Consider the following 24,835-nt stretch of genomic DNA (forward strand, 5'->3'; position numbering starts at 1 on the left):
CTCAACTGGGGAGAACGGGGCTGAATCGCGCTGGGACGGGTTGGAGGGGGCTGGCCTGGGCGGTCCCGGGCCGGGTCGATCCGGAGCTGGGACCTCCGGTGGGGCTCGGTGGTGGCGCTCCGTGGACCGGTCAATCCGGCGGGTGACAGTAGGACTGTCGGGCTGTCCAGATAGTCAAAGACCATCTCTGGTTTTTGTGCGCATACGACCCATGACCGGCCTAGGGTGCGGAGAGATAGCCTTGCACGGGTGATCAGCGCGAGAGCCGTTGGTGGGCAGCCCGCCCATCGGCGCACGCCTGACGCGTCCCGGTGACGCGCGGGTGTGGCTGGTCTCTCTGTTCGTGGTGCGGCGACCGGGCCCCGTGGCCCCCGTGCGCCGTGCCCTACCACCACCGACGTCACGCAATGGCGCGCGACAGGAGCCTGAGAACATGCAGACCAAGCTGGACGAAGCAAAGGCCGAGCGGCTGGCCGAGGCCGCCCGGGTAGCTGAGCAGGGACCAGCGGGTGGGCACCATCCCCCGCAGGGCCTCGAAGGCGGTGCACTCGCCGCCTACCTCCAGCGTTTCTACCTGCATACCGCTCCCGAGGACCTGATCGAGCGGGATCCGGTGGACATCCTCGGGGCGGCCCTCTCCCACCACCGGCTCGCCCAGCAGCGCCCCCAGGGCACGGCCAACGTCCGTGCCTTCACCCCGTCGGTCGACGAGAACGGCTGGACGTGCACCCACACCGTCGTGGAGGTCGTCACCGACGACATGCCGTTCCTGGTCGACTCGGTCACCAACGAGCTGTCCCGCGAGGGGCGCGGCATCCACGTCGTGATCCACCCGCAGATGGTGGTGCGCAGGAACGTCACGGGTGAGCTGCTCGAGGTCCTGTACGAGGGCCGGGATCCGCTGAGCCTGTCCGCGGACGGCCTCGCGGAGGAGCTTCCGCACGACGCGGTGGTGGAGTCCTGGATCCACGTCGAGGTCGACCGGGAGACCGACCGGGACGACCTCAAGGAGATCAACACGGGCCTGCTGCGGGTCCTCTCCGACGTGCGGGAGGCCGTGGAGGACTGGCAGAAGATGCGCGGCGCCGCGCTCCGGATCGCCGACGAGCTGCCGACCGAGCCGCTGGCCGGGGACCTGGCGTCGGAGGAGGTCGAGGAGGCCAGGGAGCTGCTGCGGTGGCTGGCCGACGACCACTTCACCTTCCTCGGCTACCGGGAGTACGAACTCGGCCGCGAACCGGAGATGGGGGAGTCGCCCGACGAGCAGCTGACCCTCACCGCCAAGCCGGGTACCGGCCTCGGCATCCTGCGCTCCGACCCGCTGCACGCCGCGGACGACGGGCACCCGGTCTCGCCCTCCTTCAACCGCCTTCCGGCTGACGCGCGCGCCAAGGCCCGGGAGCATCGGATGCTGGTGCTGACCAAGGCCAACAGCCGTGCCACCGTGCACCGTTCCTCGTACCTCGACTACATCGGCGTCAAGCGGTTCGACGCCGAGGGGAACGTCGTGGGGGAGCGGCGCTTCCTCGGCCTGTTCTCCTCGGCCGCCTACACCGAGTCGGTGCGCCGGGTGCCGGTGATCCGCCGCAAGGTCAGCGAGGTGCTGGCCGGCGCCGGATTCGCGCCGGACAGCCACGCCGGCCGGGACCTGCTCCAGATCCTGGAGACCTACCCGCGCGACGAGCTGTTCCAGACGGACGTCGACCCGCTGCGCTCCATCGTGACCTCGGTGCTCTACCTCCAGGAGCGGCGGCGACTGCGGCTGTACCTGCGGCAGGAGGAGTACGGACGGTACTACTCGGCGCTGGTCTACCTCCCCCGGGACCGGTACACCACCGCCGTCCGGCTGCGGTTGACCGAGATCCTGATGGAGGAACTCGGCGGTACCAGCGTCGACTTCACCGCCTGGAACACCGAGTCGGTGCTCTCCCGGCTGCACTTCGTGATCCGACTGCCCGCCGGTTCGGAGCTGGCCGTGCTGCCGGAGAGCGAGTCGGAGCGGATCGAGGCGCGGCTGGCGGAGGCCGCGCGCTCCTGGGCGGATGGTTTCTCCGAGGCGCTGGTCAGCGAGTTCGGTGAGGAGCACGCGGCCGAGCTGGCCCACCAGTACGCGCAGGCCTTCCCCGAGGGGTACAAGGCGGACTTCTCGCCGCGGGCCGCCGTCGCCGACCTGCTGCACCTGGGCAGGCTGCCGCGGGACGCGGACGGCGCGGGCTTCGCGCTCAGCCTGTACGAGCCGGTGGGCGCGGCGCCGGGCGAGCGCCGCTTCAAGATCTACCGCACCGGCCGTCCGGTCTCGCTCTCCGCGGTGCTGCCGGTGCTCCAGGCGATGGGCGTCGAGGTGGTCGACGAGCGGCCGTACGAACTGCGCCCCGCCGACCGCAGCAGCGCCTGGATCTACGACTTCGGACTGCGGCTCTCCGAGGCGCAGGCCCAGGAGATGGACGAGGAGGCGCGGGAGCGCTTCCAGGACTGCTTCTCCGCGGTGTGGACCGGCCAGGCGGAGAACGACGGGCTGAACGCGCTGGTGCTGTCCGCCGGGCTGACCTGGCGGCAGGCGATGGTGCTGCGCTCGTACGCGAAGTACCTGCGGCAGGCTGGCGCCACCTTCAGCCAGAGCTACATGGAGGACACCCTCCGGAACAACGTGCACACCACCCGGCTGCTGGTCAGCCTGTTCGAGGCGCGGCTCGACCCGACCCGGTCGGGCGCGGGCCACGAGCTGACGGACGGTCTGCTGGAGGAGCTGGAGGGGGCGCTGGACCAGGTCGCCAGCCTGGACGAGGACCGCATCCTGCGGCGCTTCCTGACCGTCATCAAGGCGACCCTGCGGACCAGTTACTACCAGATGGACAGCCGCGGCCAGCCGCACGCCTACGTCTCGATGAAGCTGGATCCGCAGGCCATCCCGGAACTGCCGGCGCCGCGCCCGGCGTACGAGATCTGGGTGTACTCCCCGCGGGTCGAGGGCGTCCACCTGCGGTTCGGCAAGGTCGCCCGGGGCGGTCTGCGCTGGTCGGACCGGCGGGAGGACTTCCGTACCGAGATCCTGGGCTTGGTCAAGGCGCAGGAGGTGAAGAACACCGTCATCGTGCCGGTCGGCGCCAAGGGCGGGTTCGTCGGCAAGCAGCTGCCCGATCCGGCGGTCGACCGGGACGCCTGGCAGGCGGAGGGTATCGCCTGCTACCGGACGTTCATCTCCGGTCTGCTGGACATCACCGACAACCTGGTGGGTGGCGAGGTCGTGCCCCCCGAGGACGTCGTGCGGTACGACGGTGACGACACCTACCTGGTGGTCGCGGCGGACAAGGGCACCGCCACCTTCTCGGACATCGCCAACGAGGTGGCGGGCGCCTACGGCTTCTGGCTGGGCGACGCCTTCGCCTCGGGCGGCAGCGCGGGGTACGACCACAAGGGCATGGGCATCACGGCGCGCGGCGCCTGGGAGTCGGTCAAGCGGCACTTCCGCGAGCTGGGGCACGACACCCAGACGCAGGAGTTCACGGTCGTCGGCGTCGGTGACATGTCGGGGGACGTGTTCGGCAACGGCATGCTCGCCTCGGAGTGCGTCCGGCTGGTCGCCGCCTTCGACCACCGGCACATCTTCCTCGACCCGGAGCCGGACGCGGCCGTCTCCTACGCGGAGCGCCGCCGACTGTTCGAACTGCCGCGCAGCTCCTGGGCGGACTACGACACCAAGCTGATCTCGGCGGGTGGCGGCGTGCACCCGCGTACCGCCAAGTCGGTCCCGATCACCCCGCAGGTGCGGGCGGTGCTCGGGCTGCCGCAGGGCGTCGCGAAGCTGACCCCGGCCGAGCTGATGAAGGCGATCCTGGAGGCGCCGGTCGACCTGCTGTGGAACGGCGGCATCGGCACGTACGTCAAGGCGTCCACCGAGAGCAACGCGGACGTCGGGGACAAGGCCAACGACATGATCCGCGCCGACGGTCAGGACCTGCGCGTGCAGGTGGTCGGGGAGGGCGGCAACCTCGGCCTCACCCAGCTGGGCCGGATCGAGTACGCGCACACCGGTGGCCGGGTGAACACCGACGCGATCGACAACAGCGCCGGTGTCGACACCTCCGACCACGAGGTGAACATCAAGATCCTGCTGAACGCGGTGGTCGCCAACGGCGACATGACCGTCAAGCAGCGGAACACGCTGCTCGCTGAGATGACCGACGAGGTCGGGGCGCTGGTCCTGCGGAACAACTACGCGCAGAACGCGGCGCTGGCCAACTCCACGCACCAGGCGTCGAGTCTGCTCCAGGCCAACCAGCGGCACATGCGGCAGTTGGTCAAGGAGGGGCATCTGGACCGGGCGCTGGAGTTCCTGCCCGGAGACCGGCAGATCAAGGAGCGGCTGGCGAACGGGCAGGGGCTGACCGAGCCGGAGCTGGCCGTGATGCTCGCCTACACGAAGATCACGCTGACCAACGAGCTGATCAGCACCGGCCTGCCGGACGACCCGTACCTGCGGTGGTTGGCACACGCCTACTTCCCGAAGCCGCTGCGCGAACGTTTCCCCGACGAGATCGACGGGCACGCGCTGCGCCGCGAGATCGTCACCACCCTGCTGGTCAACGACACGGTGAACACCGGCGGTTCGACGCTGATCTTCCGGATGAAGGAGGAGTCCGGCGCCTCGACGGAGGAGATCGTCCGGGCGCACACCGCGGCCCGCGCGATCTTCGGTCTCGGGGAGATCTGGGACGAGGCGGAGTCGCTGGACAACGTCGTCCCCGCGGAGGTGCTGACCAGCATCCGGCTGCACGCCCGGCGGCTGGTCGAGCGCGGCACCCGCTGGCTGCTCAACAACCGTCCGCAGCCGCTGCTGCTGGCCGACACCATCGAGCTGTTCGGACAGCGGGTGGCGGAGGTCTGGGCCGAACTGCCCAAGCTTCTCAAGGGCGATGACCTGAAGTGGCACCAGCAGATCCACATGGAGCTGGAGAGCGCCGGGGTGCCCACCGGGCTGGCGTTGCGGGTGGCGGGCTTCTCCGCCGCGTTCCCCGCGCTGGACGTGGTCGCGGTGGCCGGCCGTACCGGGATCGACCTGATCGACGTCGCCGCGGTCTACTACGACCTCGGTGACCGGCTCGGCATCACCCAGCTCCAGGAGCGGGTCAGCGAGCTGCCCCGGGCCGACCGCTGGCAGTCGATGGCGCGGGCCTCCATCCGCGAGGACCTGTACGCGGCGCACCAGTTGCTGGCCGCCGACGTGCTGGCGGCGGGGGACGGCACGGCCACCCCCGACCAGCGGTACGCCGCGTGGGAGGAGAAGAACCGCACGGTGCTGGTGCGTGCCCGGGCCACGCTGGACGAGATCCAGTCCTCGGACACCTTCGATCTGGCGAACCTCTCGGTGGCCATGCGCACCATGCGGACCCTGCTGCGCAGCAACCGCTGAGCCAGCGAACCCGGCGCCGCGCCACCCTCCCGGGGGCGTGGCGCCGGGGCGTCGTTCAGCTCGTCGGGGTGGCCGCGTTCCGGGAGGTGGTTCCGGGCGCCGGGGGCGTGGTCTCCTCCGGCAGCGGACGCAGCGCCAGCGCGAGGTTGTTGCCGACGGTGAAGTACAGACGGGCGCCGGTCCCGGTGTCCGCGAGCCGCGCGACGGGGGAGATGTCGATCTTCTTGCGGTCCGCGAGGTCGTCCAGCAGCCGGGAGAGCCGTAGCGGAACGGCGTTCTCCCCGGGGCGTACCCACAGGTCCCACACCGGGTCGTCGACAGCGTCGCTCAGGGCCGCGGGCAGGTCGTAGGGCAGGTCGAAGCGGAGGACCCACCGTCCGTCCGGCTCGCCCGGGGCCGCCCCGGAGGCGCCGTTCCCGCTGGTTCCGGGGCCCGCGTCGGCCCCCGCGCCGCCGTTGGTTCCCGGCCCTCCGCTGGTTCCAGCGCCGCCGTTGGTTCCGGTGGTGCGCGCGGCCGGTGGGGTGGGCCTCTCCCAGGTGCCGGGCAGGTCGAAGCCGCGGCCCTTCTCCCCGCGCGGGACGGCCAGCAGCACCGGCCACGCTCCGTCGTCCGCGGCGCTGGTGCCGGGCCCGCCGTCACCGCCGGTGGCGCCGCTCCCGTTCCCGCTCTCGGCTCCGTTCCGGCTTCCGCCGCCGTTCGCCGGTGCGCCGAGGTCGGTGTACAGCAGCACCCGCAGCACGAAGCCCCGTGACTCGACCGCGACGGAGGCCACCTCGGCGTGCCCGGAGCGCTGCCAGCTGCGGATGGCGAGGTAGCCGTCGGCGGTGGTGTACGGGATGCGGGCGATCAGGTCGCCGTTCGGGTCCCGTTGCGCGGGCATCGTCAACAGCCGTGCCGTCTCGACGAGTTCCGCGCGGACACGGCGCCGCTTCCGGTCGGCGGCGCGTTCGACGTACGCGTCCCAGCGGCCCTCGAACATCGGGTACCGGCCGGGGCTGACCTCCAGTCGGACCCGGCCGCCGCCGCTGGCACGGTCCTCCGGAATGGGCAGCCGCAGGGCGCCGGACGTGGGCTGGCGGCGCGGCCGGAGCAGCAACGACGCCTGCCCCTCGGGGAGTTTGGCGGCGCGCAGCCGCACCACGACGGTGCCGTCCTCCGCCACCAGCACCCGGGCGGCCGGACGCGGCATGCCCGGGGAGCCGCCCCGCTCGCGCCGGGACCGGTCCTTCAGGCGGCGCAGCGCCCGCAGCAGGGGCCGCCCGAGGGGCGCGACGATCCGGCGCAGCAGCCCCCGTTCGCGCCCCGGCGCGGGCTCCGCCACGCTGGCGGCCGCGCTGGGGGCCGAGGCGGCGCGGGCGGCGGGCACGGTGGTGGACCGGGTGGGCGCGGGGGGCGTCAGGGCGGCGCGGTGCGCTGGGCGCCGCTCCAGGAGTTCCGCGAAGAGGTGTTCGTACTCTCCGGCGATCCGCTCGGGCGCGTACCGACGGGCCTTCTCCAGCGCGGCGAGGCCCATCCGCCGCCGCCGCTGGGGGTCCTCGACGAGGTGCAGCAGGGCGTCCGCGAAGGCCTGGACGCTGAACTCGGTCTCGCCGAGCGGGGAGAGCAGCCCGTCCCGGCCGTTGCTGATGATCTCGCCGGGGCCGTGCGGGCAGTCGGTGCTGACCACGGGCACCCCGCAGTGCATGGCCTCGACGAGGGTCATGCCGAAGGACTCGGCGTCCGAGGAGACGGCGGCGATGGAGCCCTTGGCCCACTCGGTCTCGATGGGGGAGTGCGGGCCCATGAGGAACACCTGGTCGTAGAGGCCGAGTTCGTTGATCAGTGCGCGGAGGGCCGCCCGCTGCCGCCCCCTGCCGTAGATCCGCAGCCGCCAGTCCGGATGCTCCCGGGCGACCAGGGCGAAGGCCGAGATCAGCCGGTCGTACCGCTTGACCTTGACGAGCCGTCCGGCCGCCACGATCAGCTTCGCCTCGCCCGTCGAGGGCTCGACCTCGGGGGTGGGGACGGCGTTGGGCACGCAGACCACCCGGGTGCCGGTGCCCGCCAGCAGCGACCGGTAGTCGGCGGCGTCGGCGTAGGAGACGGTGACGAAGGCGTCGAGCCGGGCGATGGCCGCGTCCTGGTGGATCCGGTTGTGCTCGCTGTGCATGGCGTGCGTCAGGTGTTCCTGGCCGACGCGCAGGTACCGGTCGCTGCCGTACGCGGCCAGGTAGTCGTTGATCTTGGGGCGGGTGGCGATCACCACGTCCGCGTCGGTGCTGGTGAGGTACTCGCGCATCCGCTCGTCGCCGAGGCGGGTGGAGATGCCGCGCTCGAAGTGGTCGGCGCCCTCGGTGAAGCGGGCGCTCGGTCGCTGGAAGGAGGGGTGGCCGCCGTCGTAGGAGGGGGAGTCGGGGCGCAGGTCGAGGAGCGGGGTGAGGGTGATGCGTGGGTCGAAGGGGAGCGCCGGGCGGTCGACGGTACGGCGCAGGGTGACCACTTCCACCTCGTGCCGGCCGGCCAGCGCCCGGGAGAGGTTGACGGTCGACCGGATCGTTCCGCCGATTCCGTAGGCGTTGTCCAGCAGGAACGCGATCTTCATCAGGGCTCTGCTCCCTCTCGCTCACCACAGGTTGTGCACGTATCGCGTAATTATTCCCAGAGCGGTGGATCACGGGGGTGTGAACCTTCGGCGTGCTACATCCGTGTTGACCGGAAGAGGGTGGATTACGTCGGGCGGCCGGACGCCGTCCCTCGTTCAGCGGCCGCAGCGCGTTCCGGGCGGCACGCCGCCCCGGCGCCGTGCGGAGCCGCGCTTACGGTCTGATCAATGGTCCCCGAGAGCATTGGTCACCGCCCAGGGTCGGCCGTCCCCGCCACCCCCGCTGTCCCCACCGGCTCCCCCGCCCACCCCCCGACCTCGTCCCCGCACCCCGGTCCGCACCACACCGGAAGCCGGGCCCCGTCCGCCCTCGGGGTCCATCCCGGCCACCGTGAGCCCGCTGCTGTCCCCGTGGCCGTGCCCCGCGGGGCGTCCCTCGCGAAGGGGCGCCCCGCGGGCGCGGGCCGCGACCCGTTCTTCGACAACGCGAAGTTCCTGCTGATCGTCCTGGTGGTGGTGGGTCACCACTGGGGCCCGATGACGGGCGCGGCGCGGTCGGTGCACGCCGGATACCTCTTCGTCTACGCCTTCCACATGCCGCTGTTCGCGCTGCTCTGCGGCTACTTCTCGCGCGGGTTCACCGGGCGGCCGGAGCAGATCCGCAAGCTGATCACCACGGTGCTGGTGCCGTACCTGGTCTTCGAGACGGTCTACGCGGGCATGTACACGCTCTGCTGGGGGGAGCCCTTCTCGATCACCCCGGCCCAGCCGCGCTACCTGTGCTGGTTCCTGGTCGCGCTGTTCGTCTGGCGGCTGAGCACCCCCCTCTGGCGCGCGGTGCGCTGGCCGATCGTCCTCGCGCTGCTCATCTCGCTCGCCGCCGGTCTCACCTATACGGGGGACAGCCTGGCGCTCGCCAAGGTGCTCGGCTTCCTGCCCTGGTTCGTCCTGGGGCTGTGTCTGCGTCCCGCGCACTTCCGGCCCCTGCGCACCGTGGCCGCGCGCCGCTGCGCGCTGCCGGTGCTGCTCGGCGGGGTGGCGGCCGCCTACTGGGCCTCCCCTCTCCTCGGCGCGAACTGGCTGGGGATGGAGGTCGGCTACGCGGACCTGGGGGTGAGCCCGGAGCGGTACCTCGGCACACGCTGCGCGCTGTTCGGGGTGGCCGCGGTGCTGTGCGCCGCGTTCCTCGCGCTCGTCCCGACCGGGCGGACCTGGTTCACGGTGCTCGGCGCCGTCACCATGTACCCGTACCTGCTGCACGGGCTGGTCATCAAGGGCGTGGAGAGCGTCGGCTTCCACGACCTCACGGCCGCGGGCGGCCACCTGGCGATCGTGCTGACGACGGTGTGCGCGGCGGCGCTGACGGTGCCGCTCAGCTCGGTCCCGGTGCGGCGGGTGCTCCGGCCGGTGATCGAGGGCCGCTTCCCCCGGCCGCTCATCCCGCGCCGGGAGCGCGAGCGGAGTCCGTCCTGAGGCCACTCCACCGCCTCGCCGGACCCCCGTCGGCGGACGCAACCGCCGTGTGCGGGACGGCCGTTGGGGCGGCGGGCGGCCGGTGGGTGGCCGGTGTGCGCGGTGCCCCGGGGTGGGGGCCCGGCGCACCGGCCCGGGGCGTCGCCCAATCGGGTAGCAGTGACGTGAGCGCCGGAGTGAAAGCGGCATTCCCCGACGGACCGGCTGGAACGATGTCGCCAGTCATTTCGGCATTCCTCGACAGGTTCCATGGAGCAGGGTGAAAATGAAACAGATCCTTATCCGTTCCGGAAAGAGTCCCTTCCATGTGGCCACCCCGGAACAGGTCATTCATCAGGACCTCATCGGCACGAACTCCGGGAACCTGCTGTTCAGTGACGCCGCGCACAAGCTGCTGCTCACCAAGAACACCGAGGTGTCGTCCAACGGAATCCGCACGAATTCCTCGGCCGCCCGGGCCGCCGAGATCAACGAGCAGTACGACGTCTTCGTCATCCCGCTCGCCAACGCGTTCCGCCCCAGTTTTCGGGACGCGCTCGACCGGCTGACGAAACTCATCGAGCAGCTGACCATCCCGGTGGTGGTCCTCGGCGTCGGAGCGCAGGCGGGGACCGACTTCGACACCGAGGCCATCAGCTCGCTGCGGCCCTCCGTCAAGCGGTTCGCCAGGGCCGTCCTCGACCGGTCGCCCAGCATCGGGGTGCGCGGCGAGATGACCGCCGAGTACCTCAGGGACCTGGGCTTCCGCGACGTCGACGTCATCGGCTGCCCCTCGATGTTCCTGTACGGCGACACCTTCCCCGCGCTCGACACGAGAAAGAAGCTGACCACCGACTCGCGCCTCGCCATCAACATCTCGCGCGGCGCGAACCGGGTCGGGGAGATCGCCGCCATCGCGCGCAACGCCTACCGGCGCTATCCGAACATCACCTACTACGCGCAGAACCTCGTGGACGCCGAACTCCTCTTCTGGGGGGACACCTCGGCCGCCGCCGGACTCCGGAAGGTGATGCCGACGGCCGTCTCCCACGAACTCCTCCGGGACGGCCGTACCCGCGTCCCGATGGACTCCGCGCCCTGGCTCGCGGAGCTGCGCGACCACGAGTTCTCCTTCGGCACCCGGATCCACGGGAACATCGCCGCGCTGCTGGCGGGCACCCCCAGCGTGGTGCTCTGCCACGACTCACGGACCCTCGAACTCTGCCGCTACTTCGAGATCCCGTACCAGATGCTCGCCGAACTCCCGCCGGACGTGGACCCGGCCGAGCTGTACGAGAAGGCGGACTTCTCCGGTCTCGCCGCCGGGCACCAGGAGCGCTTCGAGCGGCTCGTCACCTTCCTGGACAAGCACGGGCTGGAGAACACCTTCACCCACGGCGACCAGGGCGCGGAGTTCGACGCCCGGGTCGCCGCGCTCAAGTACCCCGAGCCGCTCCAGCTCTGGGACGGCTCGGACGACGGCTCGCTCGGCTACCGGATCAGCTGGCTGCGCGAGCAGGCCCGGCGCGGGCAGCAGGGCGTGGAGCGCGAACTGGAGACGGCGTCGAAGAGCATCTCCGCGCTCCAGACCCGCAACGACGAGCTGGAGATGCTCAGCACCGCGCTGCTGCGCCGCGCCGCGTCGGCCGAGAAGCGGCTGGACGCGCTGGAGCGGCGGGACCGCCCGGTCCGGAAGACCGCCCTCCGCACCGCCTCCGCCGTACGAGGGAGGCTGCGCCGGGTCGTCGGCCGGGGGCGCTGATCGCGGCGGGGCGAATCGGCCCCCGCACACCGGCGGGTTGACGGCCGGGACGGCGGCGGCGGGCGCGTCCCCCCTCCGCGCCGCCCGGCACCCGCGGTACCCACCGCCCTCAACGCCGCACCCCGGTGGCGCTCACGGCGGCGGTCCCCGCCTCACCGCTCGCGGCGGGCGGCGAACCGGCGTCGCAGCCGTCCGCGCAGGACGCGCAGCGAACGTTCCGCCTCCCGCCGCCGCTCCGGAAGGGAGCGCGGACGGGGAGAGCCGGGCGGAAGGTCCACCACGTTCAGCGCGAGGTCGTTCCGCCGGGAGTGGAAGAGCCGCACCCGCACCCGGGGGCGGGCGCCGGGGCGCAGCGACAGCCGGAGCGGCCCGCGCGGACCGGCCGCGCTCCGCGGCAGCACGATCCGCGGATAGTCGTCGACGGTCTTGCGGTCGACGATGTCGTCCAGGAACCGGCCGACGCGAACCGGTTCCGCGTCCGGCGCGTACATCAGCCAGACGTCCCAGACGTCGTGGCGTTCCCGCTGGTGCAGCACCGGGGCGGCGGCGGAGACGGTGCAGCGGAAGGTGCTGGCGCCCCGGCGCTCCCCGGTGAAGGCCAGCTGCCGCGCCGGATCGGACCGGCAACTCAGCAGCAGCGCGGGGGAGTCGGCGAGCGTGGCGGGCCCCAGCAGCGTCCCGGTGACGGTGAACCCGCGCCGGTCCACCCGTACGTCGAACACCTCCGCGTGCACGGCCCTGGCCCAGGCGCGGAGCGTGAGACGACCGTCGTCCTCGGCGCGGTGCGGCACCAGGTTGCGGACGGGCCCGGAGGCCACCGCGCGGGCGTGCGCCTCCAGGGCGCCCCGCTGGTCGACCGTCCCGGCCAGCACCGGCGTCTTCCGCGCCCCGGGCGTCACCAGGAAGACGTCCCAGACGCCCTCGGCGAGGACCCGGTCGCCGGGGATGGTCGCGCGCCCCGCCGTGTCCAGCGGGAAGGTGTGCCGGTGCGACCTGTCCCCGGCCCGGCGGGTGCGGCCGGTGCTGCCGCGTCCGCGCCGGACGAGCAGCAGCTTCCCGGTGGGCGCCGAACGGCCCGCCCGGCGGCCGGAGTTGGTCGCCCCGGGGGCGTGGGGGCCGTCGCGGACGGTGGTGCGGTCGGTGCTTTCCAGCCCGCCGGGGAGGTGCGGACGCTCCGCGTCCTCGGGGCCGGTGGGCCGCAGCTGGAGGGTCAGTCCGCCGTCGGGGTGCGCCTCGCAGTCAGCGGTGGGGGCGACCAGGGGAGGGGAGGCGCCCACCACCCGCTCGTGCGCCCCCGGCTCGACGGGGGCCGGATCCTCCGGGGCGAGGGACACCCCGGGTGCGTCCTCCAGCGCGGTGGAGGACCCCGCTGACCCCACCGAGCCCGCCGGGCCGGGTGAGCCGGGCGGATCCGTCACGCTGGACGCGGCGGAGACACTGGACGCGGCGGAGACGGGGGGCGTGGCGGACGGCGCTGTGGCGCGCAGGGTGGAGGCGAACCCGGTGTGCTCGCTCACCCCGCCGGTGGGTGCCCCGGCCCCCCAGCCGTCCGCGCACACCTGGGCCCCGGCGCGCTCCGCGTGCTCGACGGTCGCCGTGTCCACCACGTGCTCGGTGGGCCCCGTACCCTCCGCGTGCCCCAGCTGCCCGGTGGCCCCGGCGGTCCCGGCGTCCTCCGTCGCCAGGGCCGCGGACAGCGGCTGCGGCGCGGCCACCCGGCCGGTCAGCGGGGCTACGGCGCCGGTGGCGCCCAGCTCGGCGAAGAACTCCTCGTACCGCCGGGCGACATGGGCCGGTTCGTAGCGGCGGGAGGCGTCCAGCGCCGCCGCGCCCATCCGCCGCCGCAGCGCCGGGTCGTCGATCAGGGTGAGCAGCGCCCCGGCGACCGCCCGGGCGTCGCCCACCGGGACCAGCAGCCCGTCCACCCCGTGCTGGATGATCTCGCGGGGCCCGTAGTCGCAGTCGGTGCTGACCACCGGCAGTCCGCAGCGCATCGCCTCCACCAGGGACATGCCGAAGGACTCGTGCCGTGAGGTGGACACCGCGATCGACGCCTTCGCCCACTCCGGTTCCAGCGGGGAGCGCGGGCCCATCAGCCGGACGTGGTTGTAGAGCCCCCGGCGCTCGACGCGGCGGCGCAGCCAGCCGCGCTGGTCACCGCCGCCGTAGATGCGCAGCCGCCAGTCCGGGCGGGCCGCGGCGACCCGGTCGAAGGCGGCGATCAGCACCTCGTACTGCTTGACCTCGGCGAGCCGCCCGGCGGCGACGACGGTGCGGCTGGAGCCGTCGGCGGGCCGGACGCCCGGGTCGGGAACACTGTTGGGGATGAACCGCACCCGGGCGGAGGAGGCGGGCAGCGCCGCCGTGTAGTCCGCCGCGTCCCGTTCGGAGACGGTCACGAAGCCGTCCAACCGGGCCAGGTGCTCGGCCAGTTGGGCGCGCAGCTCCGGGCTGTGGTTGCGGTAGGTCATGTTCTCCTGCCCGAGCCGGAGCGCGCTCGGGTCGGCGAACCGCGCCACGTAGCCGGTCAGTCCGGGGCGAGTGCCGATCACGACGTCCGCGTCGGAGACCGCGTAGTGCGCCCGCACCCGCTCGTCGGTCAGCTCGCTGTACTGCCGGTAGCGGGCCTCGGCGGGGCAGAAGTGGACGGACGGCCGCTGGTGCAGCGGGTGCCGCTTCTCGCAGCCGGACACGTGCGGGCGGGTGTCGATCAGCGGCACTAGCCGCACCCGGGGGTCGACGGGCAGGGCGCAGACGTCGCGGTGGCGGAAGACCGACACGATCTCCACCTCGTGCCGCCGGGCGAGTTCGGCGGCGAGGTTCAGCGTGGTGCGGATGGTGCCGCCGACTCCGTAGACGGAGTGGATCAGGAAGGAGATCTTCACGGTTCCTCACTTGCCTCAGAGGGTGGGGACCGAGGTCGGCTCGGGGCCGGGGGACGGCGGTCCCTCGCTGGTGCCGGGGGGCGGGGCCGGGGACAGGGCCTGGAGCGCCGTGTTGAACCGGGCCGACGCGGACGGGGTGTCGGGGCCGAGCAGGTAGTGCCGGAGACGGCGGCGCTCCTCGGTCAGCGGGTCGTCCTCGGGCGAACGGACGCCCCGGACCACGGCGTTCAGCTCGTGCGCGTCACGGGAGAGGATGAACGCGGCGGAGGCCGCGGTGTAGCGCCGCCGGAACTCCCGCTCGCCCACCCCCTCCACGTCGGTGATCGCGTACGGCTTCTCGCTGGCCACGAAGTCCGAGACCACGCTGGAGATGTCCGAGACGAGCAGGTCGCAGGCGTTGAAGCAGGAGTAGAGGTGCGGTCCGCGGGCCGTGATGTGCTGGTGGCGCCACGGTTCGCGGCTGCGCCAGAACAGCTCGTCCCGGGAGCGGCGCAGCTCGTCCCGCTGGGCGGCCTCCGCGGGGGTGAGCAGGGCGTCGCGGGAGCGCTCCGCGTCGTCGACGCCCCTGCGCGGGCGCGGGTCCAGCGCGGCCAGCTCCTTCTCGACCCGCGCGAGGTCGGCCCTGGCGCTCTCCCGCAGGGCCGCGTCGTCCCCGGCGGCGAGGGCGAACCCCGGGACGGTGGCGGCGCGTTCGGCGTTCGCCTCCTCCAGCATGGCGACGATCGCCCGGTGCGCGGCGCGGGCCTCGGGGGCGCGGATGCCGGTGTACGGGTGCGGTTTGTACAGCACCCGTACGGGGGCTTCCAGTGAGAGCAGCAGTCTGACGATGGCCTCGCCGGACTCGATGAGCGAGGTGTTGCCCGGTTCGGTGGTCCAGCCCTCCCAGGTCGGGGCGTAGAGCACGGTGAACGGGGCGCCGTTGGTGGCCTTCACGGTGTCCCCGCCGCCCCGCCGCACCGCGTCCAGCTGCGGCCGCCCGACCTCGACGATGGCGCTGTCCCGCACCCCCACCCCGGCGCTCGACCAGCGGTCGCGTCCAGCGCGTCCCGCCGTCCACACCTCGTCGTACACCTTGGCGTACGGGTTGACGGAGGCGACCTTGTCGCTGTCGCCGTGCCCGATGAAGACGTGCCGGACCCGGGGGAGCCGCAGCAGGTGGATGTTGGGGCCGACGTTCGCCGGGTACAGCGCGACCCGTACGGAGGAGAAGTCGCGGTTCATCACGTCGGTGGCGGCCGGGAGGCAGACCACCGGGAGCGCCGTGGGCTCCAGGGCGTCCAGGATGTGGCGTTCGCGGAGCACCACCAGCGGCCGCCCGTCAACCGTCGCCATCGTCCGCAGCCACATGTTGACCTGGTACGCCGAGCCCCGGGTGCCGGAGAAGTACAGCACCACGGTGGGCTGGTACTCGCGCAGCCAGGCGTCGAGGTGCGCCAGTACCCGACCCCTGCCGGGCGCGCCGCGGACGCGGAGGGCGAGCCGGGCCAGCAGCGCCGCGTACAGCAGGCAGAGCCCCAGCGTCGCGGCGCAGCCCAGGTAGGCGTGGCGCGGGTCGCCGGTGTGGGCGGTGGCCAGCAGCCCGGCCGTCGCGCAGAGGTCCAGGTGCATGGACTTCTCGAACGCCCGGGAGGTGAGCAGCCGGGACGGCGCGGGCCGCAGCCGCAGCGCGCTCAGGTCGATGTTGCGGCTGGCCATGGGTAGCCGACGGGACCGCCGGACGAGCGAGAGCAGCACGCTCTGCGGCACCTGGAGGACGTAGAACGCGGCGAGGGTGGCGACCGCCACGGTCAGCACCCGGGTCTCCACCGGCAGCCGCACCAGCAGCAGGAGGAGCAGCAGCTGGCGCAGCACGAAGCGGACGGTCAGCGGGAAGCGGGTACTGCGCAGCAGCCGGTCGAGGCGGCTGGGCTCGCGGCCGAGCCGCTCGTCCGCGAGGTAGGTGGCGACCAGGGCCACCGCGAACAGCAGCGGGTGGCCGCGCACGGCGGCGAGGACGAGCAGGGGCCAGCCCAGCAGGGCGGCGAGCGTGGGGGCGGGCCGCTCGGCGAGGAGGCGGAGCGGCACGTTCGATTCCCGTCGGGTCATCAGGTGCTCTCCATCGGGTCGTCGAGTCGTACATCGATGACGTGTCCGGTGAGGCCGGACAGCAGGACGTCGAGGGAGGTTCTGGCGACCGTCTGCGAGGTGAGCAGCGTGCCCTCGGGCTCCTCGCCGAAGGCCCGCACGCGCATCGGGGTGCGGGTGCGCTCGGGGTTGACGCAGTTGGTGCGGATGCCGTCGTCGGCCCACTCGTCGGAGAGCGCCTGGACGAGGTTGACCATCGCGGCCTTGGAGGACGAGTAGAGGCTGTAGTCCGCCCGGCCCCGGGTGTAGCTGCTGGAGGTGAAGAGCAGCATGTGGCCGTGGGTCTCGGCGAGGTAGGGGTGGGCGGCCCTGGCGATCCGCACCGGCCCGAGGTAGTTGACCTCCAGCGACTCCCGGAGCCCGGTGTCGTCGAACTCGGTGAGCCGCCCGATCCGCAGGACGGCGGCGGTGTTCACCACGTAGTCGACGCGGCCGGTGCGGGCGTGCGCGTCGGCGAGCGCGGCGCTGATGTGCTCCGGGTTCTCCACGTGGGTGCCGGTGGTGGAGCGGCCGTGTGGGAAGACCCGGGCCCCGTAGCGCTCGGCCAGTTCGGCGAGGTCCGCGCCGATCCCGTAGGAGCCGCCGAAGACGACCATGGTCTTGTCGGCGAGCAGCTTCCGGTAGACGGTCTCGTCGGCGCGTGGCGGCACGGTGTTCGAGGAGAGCTGGAAGAGCCGGTCCGCGAGGTGGATGTCGACGGGCTCGGTGATCTTCATGTTGTGCTCGTCGCCCGTGACCACGTGCACCGGTACGTCGGGCAGGTAGCTGAGCACCACCGAGCAGTCGTCGGTGGAGTGGAACGTGGGGTCGGCGGCGGCCAGCTCGTAGGCGCGGCGCAGGGTGGAGAGCCGGAACGCCTGCGGGGTCTGGCCGCGCCGCAGCCGGGTCCGGTCCGGGACGTCGGTGATGAACTCGCCGTCGGAGCCGTGGGTGCGGGTGACGATGATGGTGTCCGCGGAGGGGATCGCCACGTCCACCGCCTGGTAGGTCTCCAGGGCCGTCAGGCAGTCCTCGATGACGCGCTGGGACAGCAGGGGGCGCACCGCGTCGTGCAGCAGCACGTTCTGGTCGCCGCCGTCCGGGAGCCGCGCGGCGAGCGCCTCGGTGGCGCGTTCGGTGGTGGCGCTGCGGGTGGCTCCGCCCTCCAGGACGTGGGTCACCTTGGTGAACCCGCCCTTGGCCACGATCCGCGCGGCCTCCTCCTGGTAACCGGGGGTGATCATCACGATGATGTCGTCCACGCCGGGGGCCAGCTCGAACGCGGTCAGGGTGTGTTCGAGGATCGTCTTTCCCGCGATCTTGACGAGCTGCTTTGGCGTGGCGAGCCCGACACGCTGCCCTGTGCCCGCCGCCAGTACGACGGCGGTGGTGTGCGGCGGGGTCCCGGTGGCGGTCATGGTGGCCGACTCCCTTCCTGGGGGCGGTGCGGTCGGTGACCGACCGCGCGGGGCGGCCCGGGCACCCGGGGTGGCGTGTGCCGTCCCGGTGAGTCGCTCCGCGGCTCCACAGTTCTCCGTTCATATGAATTACTGGCTGCGGTGCTCGCTATGAGGGACCGCGCGGAATCTCACCCGTATGACTCGCCGACCGGCCCCGGAGCGCGGTGGGCACCGGTCGTTCACGGGCGGCTCCCCGACCCCCGCTTCCCCCTTCTGACCAGGCGTGACGAGCCTCCGCTGGTCTTCACCGGGCGCCGGTGGCCGGGCCCGCGGCCCCCTCGGGCGGTGCGCTTCCGGACGGCGGACCGGCCCCTGGACCGGACGGCGGACGGGGTGGCGGACCGGTCTCTGGACCGGACGGCGGACGGGACGACGGACGGCTCCTCCCGGCCCGTCCCCGGCGTACGCGGGGCGCGGCTGCGGCCACCGGAGGGAAGCGGGACGGCCGACGCGTAGTACCGGTGGGTACCGGGGACTGCACCGGGGTGCCGGACGGAGCGGGACCGCACGTCCCGCTGGATCCCCGTCCGCTGGATCCCCGTCCGTCGGATCCCCGTCCCGCTGGAACCCCGTCCCCTGGAACGCCGCACCGTGTGCCGTGCCGGCGCCCGCCGTGAATGCCGAGGAGCCATGCCGAACGACAGCGAACTGGCCACGCACTGGTTCCGGTCGAAGAAGACCGGAAAGCCCAACTTCGGCGACGAGTTGGGACCGGAGATCCTTCAGCGGCTGGGCTACCGCGTGCGGCGGGCCCCGCTGGGCTCCGCCGACATCATCACCGTGGGCTCGATCCTCGGCTCGGCGCTCCGTCGCAAGCCGCACGGCCTCGTCGTCTGGGGCTCGGGGCTGCTGCGGATCCCGCACGACGCCCGGCACCGCTTCCGGATCTGCGCGCTGCGCGGCCGGATCACCGCGCGGACGCTCGGCGCGGACGTGCCGCTGGGCGATCCGGGACTCCTGGTCTCCCGGCTGTGGAAGCGGCCCCCGGTCCGGTACCGGCTCGGGGTGGTGCCGCACTACGTGGACCGGCGCACCTTCGCCTGGGCGGACCGGGTCATCGACGTCACCCGGCCGGTCAGCGAGGTCATCGAGGAGATCGGCTCCTGCGCGGCGATCGCCACCTCCTCGCTGCACGGCCTCATCACCGCCCAGTCCTGGGGTATTCCGGCCGTACGGCTGCCGAACGACCTGGTGGTCGGGGGCGACCTGAAGTGGATCGACCACGTCTCGGCGCTGGACCGGCCCGTCGAGCAGGTGCAGGAGGACCTGCTCGACGCCCTGACCGCCGGACTGAGCAGCGCCGACCTGCCCCGCTCCGGGACCCCGGAGCCGGAGCCGGAGGCGGACGACCCCTACGTGCTGTGGTGACCGGCGGGGGCCCAGCGGGGCGGAGTACGGCCGGGGGTGCCGGGGAGCGGGTGGGGGAGCGAGCCGGAGAGCGGATCAGTCCGTCGGTCCAGGGAGAGTGCTGTGCGAGTTCCGGATGTGACAGTCATCGTCGCCGTCTACAACGGCCTGCCGTACTTCACCAGATGCCTGGAGTCGGTCAGCGGGCAGTCGATCGGGCCGGACCGTCTGGAGCTGGTGGTGGTCGACGACGGGTCGACCGACGGCAGCGGTGAGTACGCGGAGAAGTTCGCGGTCGACGCGGAACTGCCGACGCGGGTGGTGCGGCAGCCCAACTCCGGTGGCCCCAGCGGCCCCCGGAACGTCGGGCTCTCCCTGGCCACCGGGCGCTACGTGTTCATCCTCGACGCCGACGACCACCTCGGCCCGGAGGCGCTGGAGCGCATGGTGGCGATGGCCGACCGCAACGACACCGACATGGTCCTCGGCCGGATCACCGGGGTGAACCGCCGGGCCCCACGCTCCATGTTCCGCGCCAACGCCGAGCGGACCAGCGTCTTCGAGAACCACGTGCTGAACACCATGAGCGCGGAGAAGCTCTTCCGGCGGGAGCTGCTGGAGCGGCACGGCATCCGGTTCATGGAGGACCTGCACCACGGGGAGGACACCTGCTTCACCCTGGAGGCGAGCCTGCGGGCCGACGGGATCTCCATCGTCGCGGACTACCCCTGCCTCTACATCGTGGGCCGGACCGACGGCGGCAACCTCACCAGCGCGGGCAGCCGGGCCGAGGGCTTCCTCGCCGCGCGGACCCAACTGGAGCTGATCACGCGGCTGGTGCCGCCCGGGCCGAACCGGGACACCGCGATGGTGCGGCCCTTCCGGCTCAAGGTGCTGCGGCCCTTCGGCCCACGGCTGCTGCGGGAGCCCGGCCCGGTCTGGCGGGAGAACTTCGGCCTCGCCGCCCCGCTCGTCGAGGAGTTCCTGACACCCGGCGTCCGGCGGAAGCTGAAGCCCGACGAGCGGATCCGGCTGCACTGCGTGGCCGAACACCGCGCCGACGTGCTGCGGGACCTGCTCACCCTGCTGTCCGAGCAGCCGACGCGACGCGAGACCCGGCTCTCGGAGCGGGACACCCCGCTCGACGACGGCTGAACGCTCAGGGGCCGTCGGGCTGTTCGACGGCCGGGGCGGGCTGGGTGGTGCCCTCGTCGTCGTCCCCGGAGAGGGCCAGCCAGCCGCCCACCCCGGCCACCGCGAGCACCCCGGCCGCCACCGCGCCCACCCGCGCCCGGCGCCGCCGCAGCGCCGCCCGGTGCTTGGCGGAACCCGCGCGCGGCTCCCCGGCCGGGCGTGGGGCGCGTGCCGTTCCGTGGGCCCCGCCGGCGAGTTCGTCCGCCTCGGGGACGCGCATGCTCGTGTGCGTGTCGCGGTTGGCGTCCGGGCTGGCGCCGCTGGGCACCAACGGGACGGCGCCGCGCGGTGGTTCCGCACCCGCCGCCCCCGGCTCGCCCTCGCCCTCGCCGGGCGCGCGCGCCTCACCGGTGTCGCCGTCCGCGTAGCCGTCGTCCGGGTGCTCGTCGATGTCGAGCGGGGGCATCCCCTCCAGGGAAGGCAGCAACTCCCGCAGGCGGGAGGCGAGTTCGGCGGCGCGGAGCCGGGAGGCCGGGGCCTTCGCCAGGCACTGGTGGATCAGCTGCCACAGTTCGTCCGGGACGCCGGGCAACGGCGCGACCGTCTCGGTGACATGGCGCCGCAGGACGGCTCCGGGGTGGCCACCGCCGAACGGCGTGAATCCGGCGAGGAGCTCGTACAGCACGGTGGCGAGCGCGTAGATGTCCACGGCCGCGCGCGGTGGCAGCCCCTCGACCAGCTCGGGCGCCACGTAGTCGGGGGTGCCGATCACGCTCGTCGCCCGGGTGCGGCCGGGGGAGTCGATCAGCTTCGCGACCCCGAAGTCGGTCAGCAGCGCCGGGGGCGCCCCACCCGGGCCCACCAGCGCCAGGGCGTCCAGCAGCACGTTCTCCGGCTTGACGTCCCGGTGCACGATGCCCGCGGAGTGCGCCGCGGCCAGGGCCTCCGCGACGTCGGCCGCGATCGCGACGGCCGCCTCCGGGCCGAGCCGCCGCTCGTGCTCCAGCCGGGTACGCAGATCCGTACCGCGGACCAGGTCCATCACCAGGGCGAGGTCGTTTCCGTCCACCACCAGGTCGCGGACGCCGACGATCCGGGGGTGGTCGAGGGAGAGCAGCGCGCTCCGCTCCCGCACGAACCGTTCGACCAGCCGCTCGTCGGAGGCCAGGTCCTCACGCAACAGCTTGACGGCGACGGCCCCTTCGGGACCCTCGCCCAACCACACGGTGCCCGCGCTGCCGCGTCCCAGGACCTGGAGGGCGGTATAGCGACTGCCGATCTTCCTAGCCATAGCCGCAAAGCTACGCCGCGACGCGCCAGTTGGCAGGCCCGGTGCGGGGTAACCGTCACTTCTGTACGGGATTTCGCCCCCTGGGAGTCGACAAATCTCCGATGTCGCCGCTCCGTTCGGGTCCCGCCCCACCCGGGCCCCGGCCCGTCCGGCGTCGCACCCCGCCCGCCTCCGCCCGCTTCCCGGCGCCGCCGCGAAGTCGGGGCCGGTGTCAGTTCCGGGGCCGCTTCCGGGCGGACGGCGCGGTGGGCGGCGCCCCACCCGTCACCGAACCGCGCGCCGCGACGGCGGGACAAGACGGGCGGCGCGGGCGGGGTTCGGCCGGAGCGCTAGTCAACCGCCGTACGGCGCTGGCCGGTTGGACGGAGGCCGCGCGCGCAGGGGCCGGGGGCCTCCGGCGAGGGAGGGCCGGCGGAGCGAGCCGGAGCCGAGTCGCCCGTCATCCCGGGCACGGCTCCGGCCGTCGGGGGCACGCCGGGACGGAGACCGCGCCACGGGACGGACGGGTCAGTTGTTGAGGTCCTTCACGAAGTCGCCGATCTTCGTGAAGAAGTCCTTCGTCGACTCCCAGAAGCTCTTGCCCTCGGCCCACCACTCGGGAACGGGCGTGAAGTTCCAGACCAGCACCCCGATCACCACCAGGATGAGCACCATGAACAGGCAGCCCTTCAGGCAGCCCAGACCCGGGATCCGCATCGGGTTGGCGCTGCGCTGCCGGGGCTCCCGCCGGGGGCGCGGCTCCCGCTGCGGCGCCTGCCGCGGCTCGTAGCGCTGGGGCGGCTGCTGCGCGGGCGGACGCTGCGGCGCGTACTGCTGCTGCGGTGGGTGCTGCTGCGGCGCGTGCTGCTGGCCGTACGCCTGTTGCTGGCCGTACGCCTGCTGCTGTGGGGCCGGGCGCCGCGTGGGACGCCGCCGCAGCGGGTCCAGCTCCGGGTCGACGGGCCGCACCTGGGTCTGCTCGTTGCGGTCCCGCGCCGCCCGGAGCTGGCTCTGCCACGGATGCGGGCCGTCCGGCTGCTGCGGTGGGCCACCCGGAACCGGCGGCATGACCTGCGTCGGATCGGCGTTGCCCCCGGCGCCCGGCCCGCCCGGAGCCGCCGTCCGCGGCAGGACGTTCGTCTCCGCCGCCGGGTCGTGTCCCCCTGTGGCGCCGCTGTGCGGCAGGGCCTGCGTCGGGTCGGCGTCCCCGGCGCCGGAGCCGTCCCCGGAGGCGGCGGTGGTGGCGCCGTTCGCGTCCGGCACGGTGGCGGGGGACGGGTCGGGCGCCAGCAGCGCGGCCACCCCGAGCGCCGCGCTCGCCTGGGCCGGGGTCGCGCTCGCGCCGATCCCCTCGGCGACGGTGCGCAGCGCCCGCGCGAGGTTCTCCGCGCTCGGCCGCTCCTCGGGGCGCTTCCGCAGACAGCGCTCCAGCACCGTCCACATCGGGTCGGGCAGGCCGGGCGGGCGAGCGGGCTCCTCGCCCAGGTGCTGATGCAGCACCTGGAGGGTGTTCTGGCCGCTGAACGGAGGCTGCCCGGTGAGCAGTTCGTAGAGCAGGATGCCCGCGCCGTAGATGTCGACGGCGGAGGTCTGCGGACGGCCCTCGGCCGACTCGGGCGCCACGTACGCCGGGGTGCCGACGAACTCCTGGGTGCGGGTCAGCCCCGGGGAGTCGGCGAGCCGGGCGATGCCGAAGTCGGTGAGCATCGGCCGCATGCCGTCCTCGCCGTCGGCCAGCAGCACGTTGGCGGGCTTGAGGTCGCGGTGCACCACGCCGTCCGCGTGGCTGGCCGCGAGGGCGTCGGCGACCTGTGCGGTGACCAGGGCGGCGCCGACCGGCGAGAAGGGGCCGTTGTCCCGCAGGTAGCGGTGCAGGTCGGGGCCGTCGACCAGGTCCATCACCAGGGCCAGCAGATCGCCCTCGACGACCAGGTCGCGGGTGCGGACGATGTTGTGGTGGGTCAGACGCAGCAGGACGGAGCGCTCCCGGAGAAAGCGCATCACCACGTCAGGGTCGTTCGCCAGCTCCTCCTTGAGGACCTTGATCGCCACGGTCTCGCCGGGCTGCCCGGCGACCGCGGCCTCGGAGCCCGCCGTCTCCCGCTGACGGGCGCGCCACACGGTGCCCGTGGCGCCGCGCCCGAGCGGCTCCTCTAGCAGGTACTTGCTGCCTACCGGCCGCACGTCATGCGCTCCCTGGTCTCGTACTGCTGTCCGCCTGTCGCGAGTGTCCCGCCCACAATACTGCCGACCGGGGTGGCGGCAGTGGCCGCATCCGATACGCGGAGCGACCGCCATCGGACGGCGGGTGCACGCCGGAGGACGGACGTGGTCCGGAGGGAGACGCGGCACGTCCACCGACGGTTGCGGCACGGCCGTAACCCGTCGCGCCGCGCCGCCACACGCCCCGAGGACGCCACCCCGCCCGCCCGAGTACGCCGCCCCCCCACGCCCCGAGCGCGCCGCCCCGCGTTCCGCCCGCGCCCCGCCGTCCTCGTACGACCCCGCCCCCGACCCCCTGGGTGGAGGAGGGGCTCATGTGCCGCCGGGCCGCGGACCGTCCGGAGGCCTCCGGTGGCGCGGTGCTCTGCCGGGCCGGTGGTGAGCGGCCGGGCCTCGGCGGCTACGTGGAGGTGGTCCCGTTGTCGTCCTCGGTGTTCCGGGCGTCGCCTTCCGCCTTCTCCCGCCAGCGGGCGGCGGCGCGTTGGGCCTCGGTGGTGTAGACGTAGTCGGGCCCGTGCACCCGCTCCATGTCCAGCGCCAGCTGTTCGAACTCCGCGGCGGCACCGGCCACGTCTCCCGCCCTGCCGCGCAGGTTGGCCAGGTTGTGCCGCGTGGTGAGGACCTGGGGGTGGTCCTCGCCCAGCGCCCGCACCCGCCCGGCCAGCCGCTGCTCGGAGAGCTCCACGGCGCCGGCCAGGTCCCCGATCTCGCTCAGGTAGTGGGCTCGGTGCCGGAGCGCCACGGAGTCAGGGGGCTCCTCGCGCAGCGCGCGATCCCGCTTGTCCAGTTCCCTCTCCGCCCGCTTGAGGAGAGCCCCCGGCGCGAAGCGGTTGCTCAGCGCTCTCGTCACCCGCACCGCGACGAACGCGGCCCCCACCGCCGCGAACGCCTGTGTGATCGTCTGTCGCCAGGCCATGTCCGGTACGCCTCCTTCGCTCCACGCTGTCCGGTCGGCGCCCCCACACGGCGTCGACCGTGGTGGGTCGGCCATCCCCATGGACGCTCGGCCGCCCCACGCCAGTTGCGCGGCGGCCGTTCCCGCCGCGCGGCACCGGACGTCGCCCCGGGCCGGGCACCGGACGTCGGGGCCGGCCGCCGGGGACGGGGGCGGAGCAGCGGGAGGGAAGGGGAGGAGGGAAGGAGGGGAGAGGGGGCGGCGAAAGGGCGGGGAAGGGGCACGGTCTTGCGCTCCGGTGGCCGATATCAAG

At 73.4% G+C, this 24,835-nt stretch carries 12 protein-coding genes; 5 read left to right on the forward strand and 7 right to left on the reverse strand.

The window, feature by feature from the left end:
• The first annotated feature begins 433 nt into the window (after positions 1-433).
• The gene (locus E0L36_RS00810; RefSeq protein ID WP_180926922.1) at positions 434-5,410 is read left to right on the forward strand and encodes an NAD-glutamate dehydrogenase; all 4,977 of its coding nucleotides are present in this window, start codon (positions 434-436) and stop codon (positions 5,408-5,410) included.
• A 55-nt stretch (positions 5,411-5,465) separates the two neighbouring features.
• Here the strand turns inward: E0L36_RS00810 and E0L36_RS00815 are convergent, their stop codons facing one another.
• Positions 5,466-7,991 (reverse strand): glycosyltransferase family 4 protein, encoded by a 2,526-nt coding sequence (locus tag E0L36_RS00815; protein WP_180926923.1) that lies wholly within the window; start codon positions 7,989-7,991, stop codon positions 5,466-5,468.
• A 411-nt stretch (positions 7,992-8,402) separates the two neighbouring features.
• On the opposite strand from E0L36_RS00815, the gene E0L36_RS00820 reads away from it, so the two are divergent.
• Together E0L36_RS00820 and E0L36_RS00825 are read left to right on the forward strand one after the other, a co-directional pair.
• Complete coding sequence (locus E0L36_RS00820) at positions 8,403-9,464, forward strand: acyltransferase family protein (RefSeq protein WP_180926924.1); 1,062 nt, start codon at positions 8,403-8,405, stop codon at positions 9,462-9,464.
• A 265-nt stretch (positions 9,465-9,729) separates the two neighbouring features.
• Entirely contained in the window at positions 9,730-11,205 is a 1,476-nt protein-coding gene (locus E0L36_RS00825) for a polysaccharide pyruvyl transferase family protein (protein ID WP_180926925.1), read from the forward strand.
• Positions 11,206-11,357: 152 nt separating this feature from the next.
• On the opposite strand, the gene E0L36_RS00830 is transcribed toward E0L36_RS00825, so the two are convergent.
• Genes E0L36_RS00830 through E0L36_RS00840 form a run of 3 tightly spaced genes read right to left on the reverse strand, consistent with a single transcriptional unit; the run spans position 11,358 to position 17,611 of the window.
• Positions 11,358-14,090 carry a glycosyltransferase gene (locus tag E0L36_RS00830; protein WP_180926926.1) on the reverse strand — a complete coding sequence of 911 codons (2,733 nt, stop codon included), beginning with the start codon at positions 14,088-14,090 and terminating at the stop codon, positions 11,358-11,360.
• Positions 14,091-14,105: 15 nt separating this feature from the next.
• The gene (locus tag E0L36_RS00835; protein ID WP_180926927.1) at positions 14,106-16,175 is read right to left on the reverse strand and encodes a hypothetical protein; all 2,070 of its coding nucleotides are present in this window, start codon (positions 16,173-16,175) and stop codon (positions 14,106-14,108) included.
• Complete coding sequence (locus tag E0L36_RS00840; RefSeq protein WP_180926928.1) at positions 16,175-17,611, reverse strand: bifunctional cytidylyltransferase/SDR family oxidoreductase; 1,437 nt, start codon at positions 17,609-17,611, stop codon at positions 16,175-16,177. Before E0L36_RS00840 ends, E0L36_RS00835 begins: the two co-directional genes overlap by 1 nt.
• 672 nt (positions 17,612-18,283) lie before the next feature.
• Between E0L36_RS00840 and E0L36_RS00845 the strand changes: the two genes are divergently transcribed.
• Together E0L36_RS00845 and E0L36_RS00850 are read left to right on the forward strand one after the other, a co-directional pair.
• Complete coding sequence (locus tag E0L36_RS00845; protein WP_180926929.1) at positions 18,284-19,021, forward strand: hypothetical protein; 738 nt, start codon at positions 18,284-18,286, stop codon at positions 19,019-19,021.
• 102 nt (positions 19,022-19,123) lie between these two features.
• Positions 19,124-20,155 (forward strand): glycosyltransferase, encoded by a 1,032-nt coding sequence (locus E0L36_RS00850; protein WP_180926930.1) that lies wholly within the window; start codon positions 19,124-19,126, stop codon positions 20,153-20,155.
• 4 nt (positions 20,156-20,159) lie between these two features.
• Here the strand turns inward: E0L36_RS00850 and E0L36_RS00855 are convergent, their stop codons facing one another.
• The 3 genes from E0L36_RS00855 to E0L36_RS00865 all read right to left on the reverse strand — a co-directional run bounded on the left by E0L36_RS00855 (position 20,160) and on the right by E0L36_RS00865 (position 24,543).
• Entirely contained in the window at positions 20,160-21,425 is a 1,266-nt protein-coding gene (locus tag E0L36_RS00855) for a serine/threonine-protein kinase (protein ID WP_180926931.1), read from the reverse strand.
• Between the two features lie 507 nt (positions 21,426-21,932).
• Complete coding sequence (locus E0L36_RS00860; RefSeq protein ID WP_180926932.1) at positions 21,933-23,588, reverse strand: serine/threonine-protein kinase; 1,656 nt, start codon at positions 23,586-23,588, stop codon at positions 21,933-21,935.
• A 439-nt stretch (positions 23,589-24,027) separates the two neighbouring features.
• The gene (locus tag E0L36_RS00865; RefSeq protein ID WP_180926933.1) at positions 24,028-24,543 is read right to left on the reverse strand and encodes a tetratricopeptide repeat protein; all 516 of its coding nucleotides are present in this window, start codon (positions 24,541-24,543) and stop codon (positions 24,028-24,030) included.
• Positions 24,544-24,835 lie beyond the last annotated feature (292 nt).

Source organism: Streptomyces sp. AJS327, from assembly GCF_013450295.1.
Classification (GTDB): domain Bacteria; phylum Actinomycetota; class Actinomycetes; order Streptomycetales; family Streptomycetaceae; genus Streptomyces.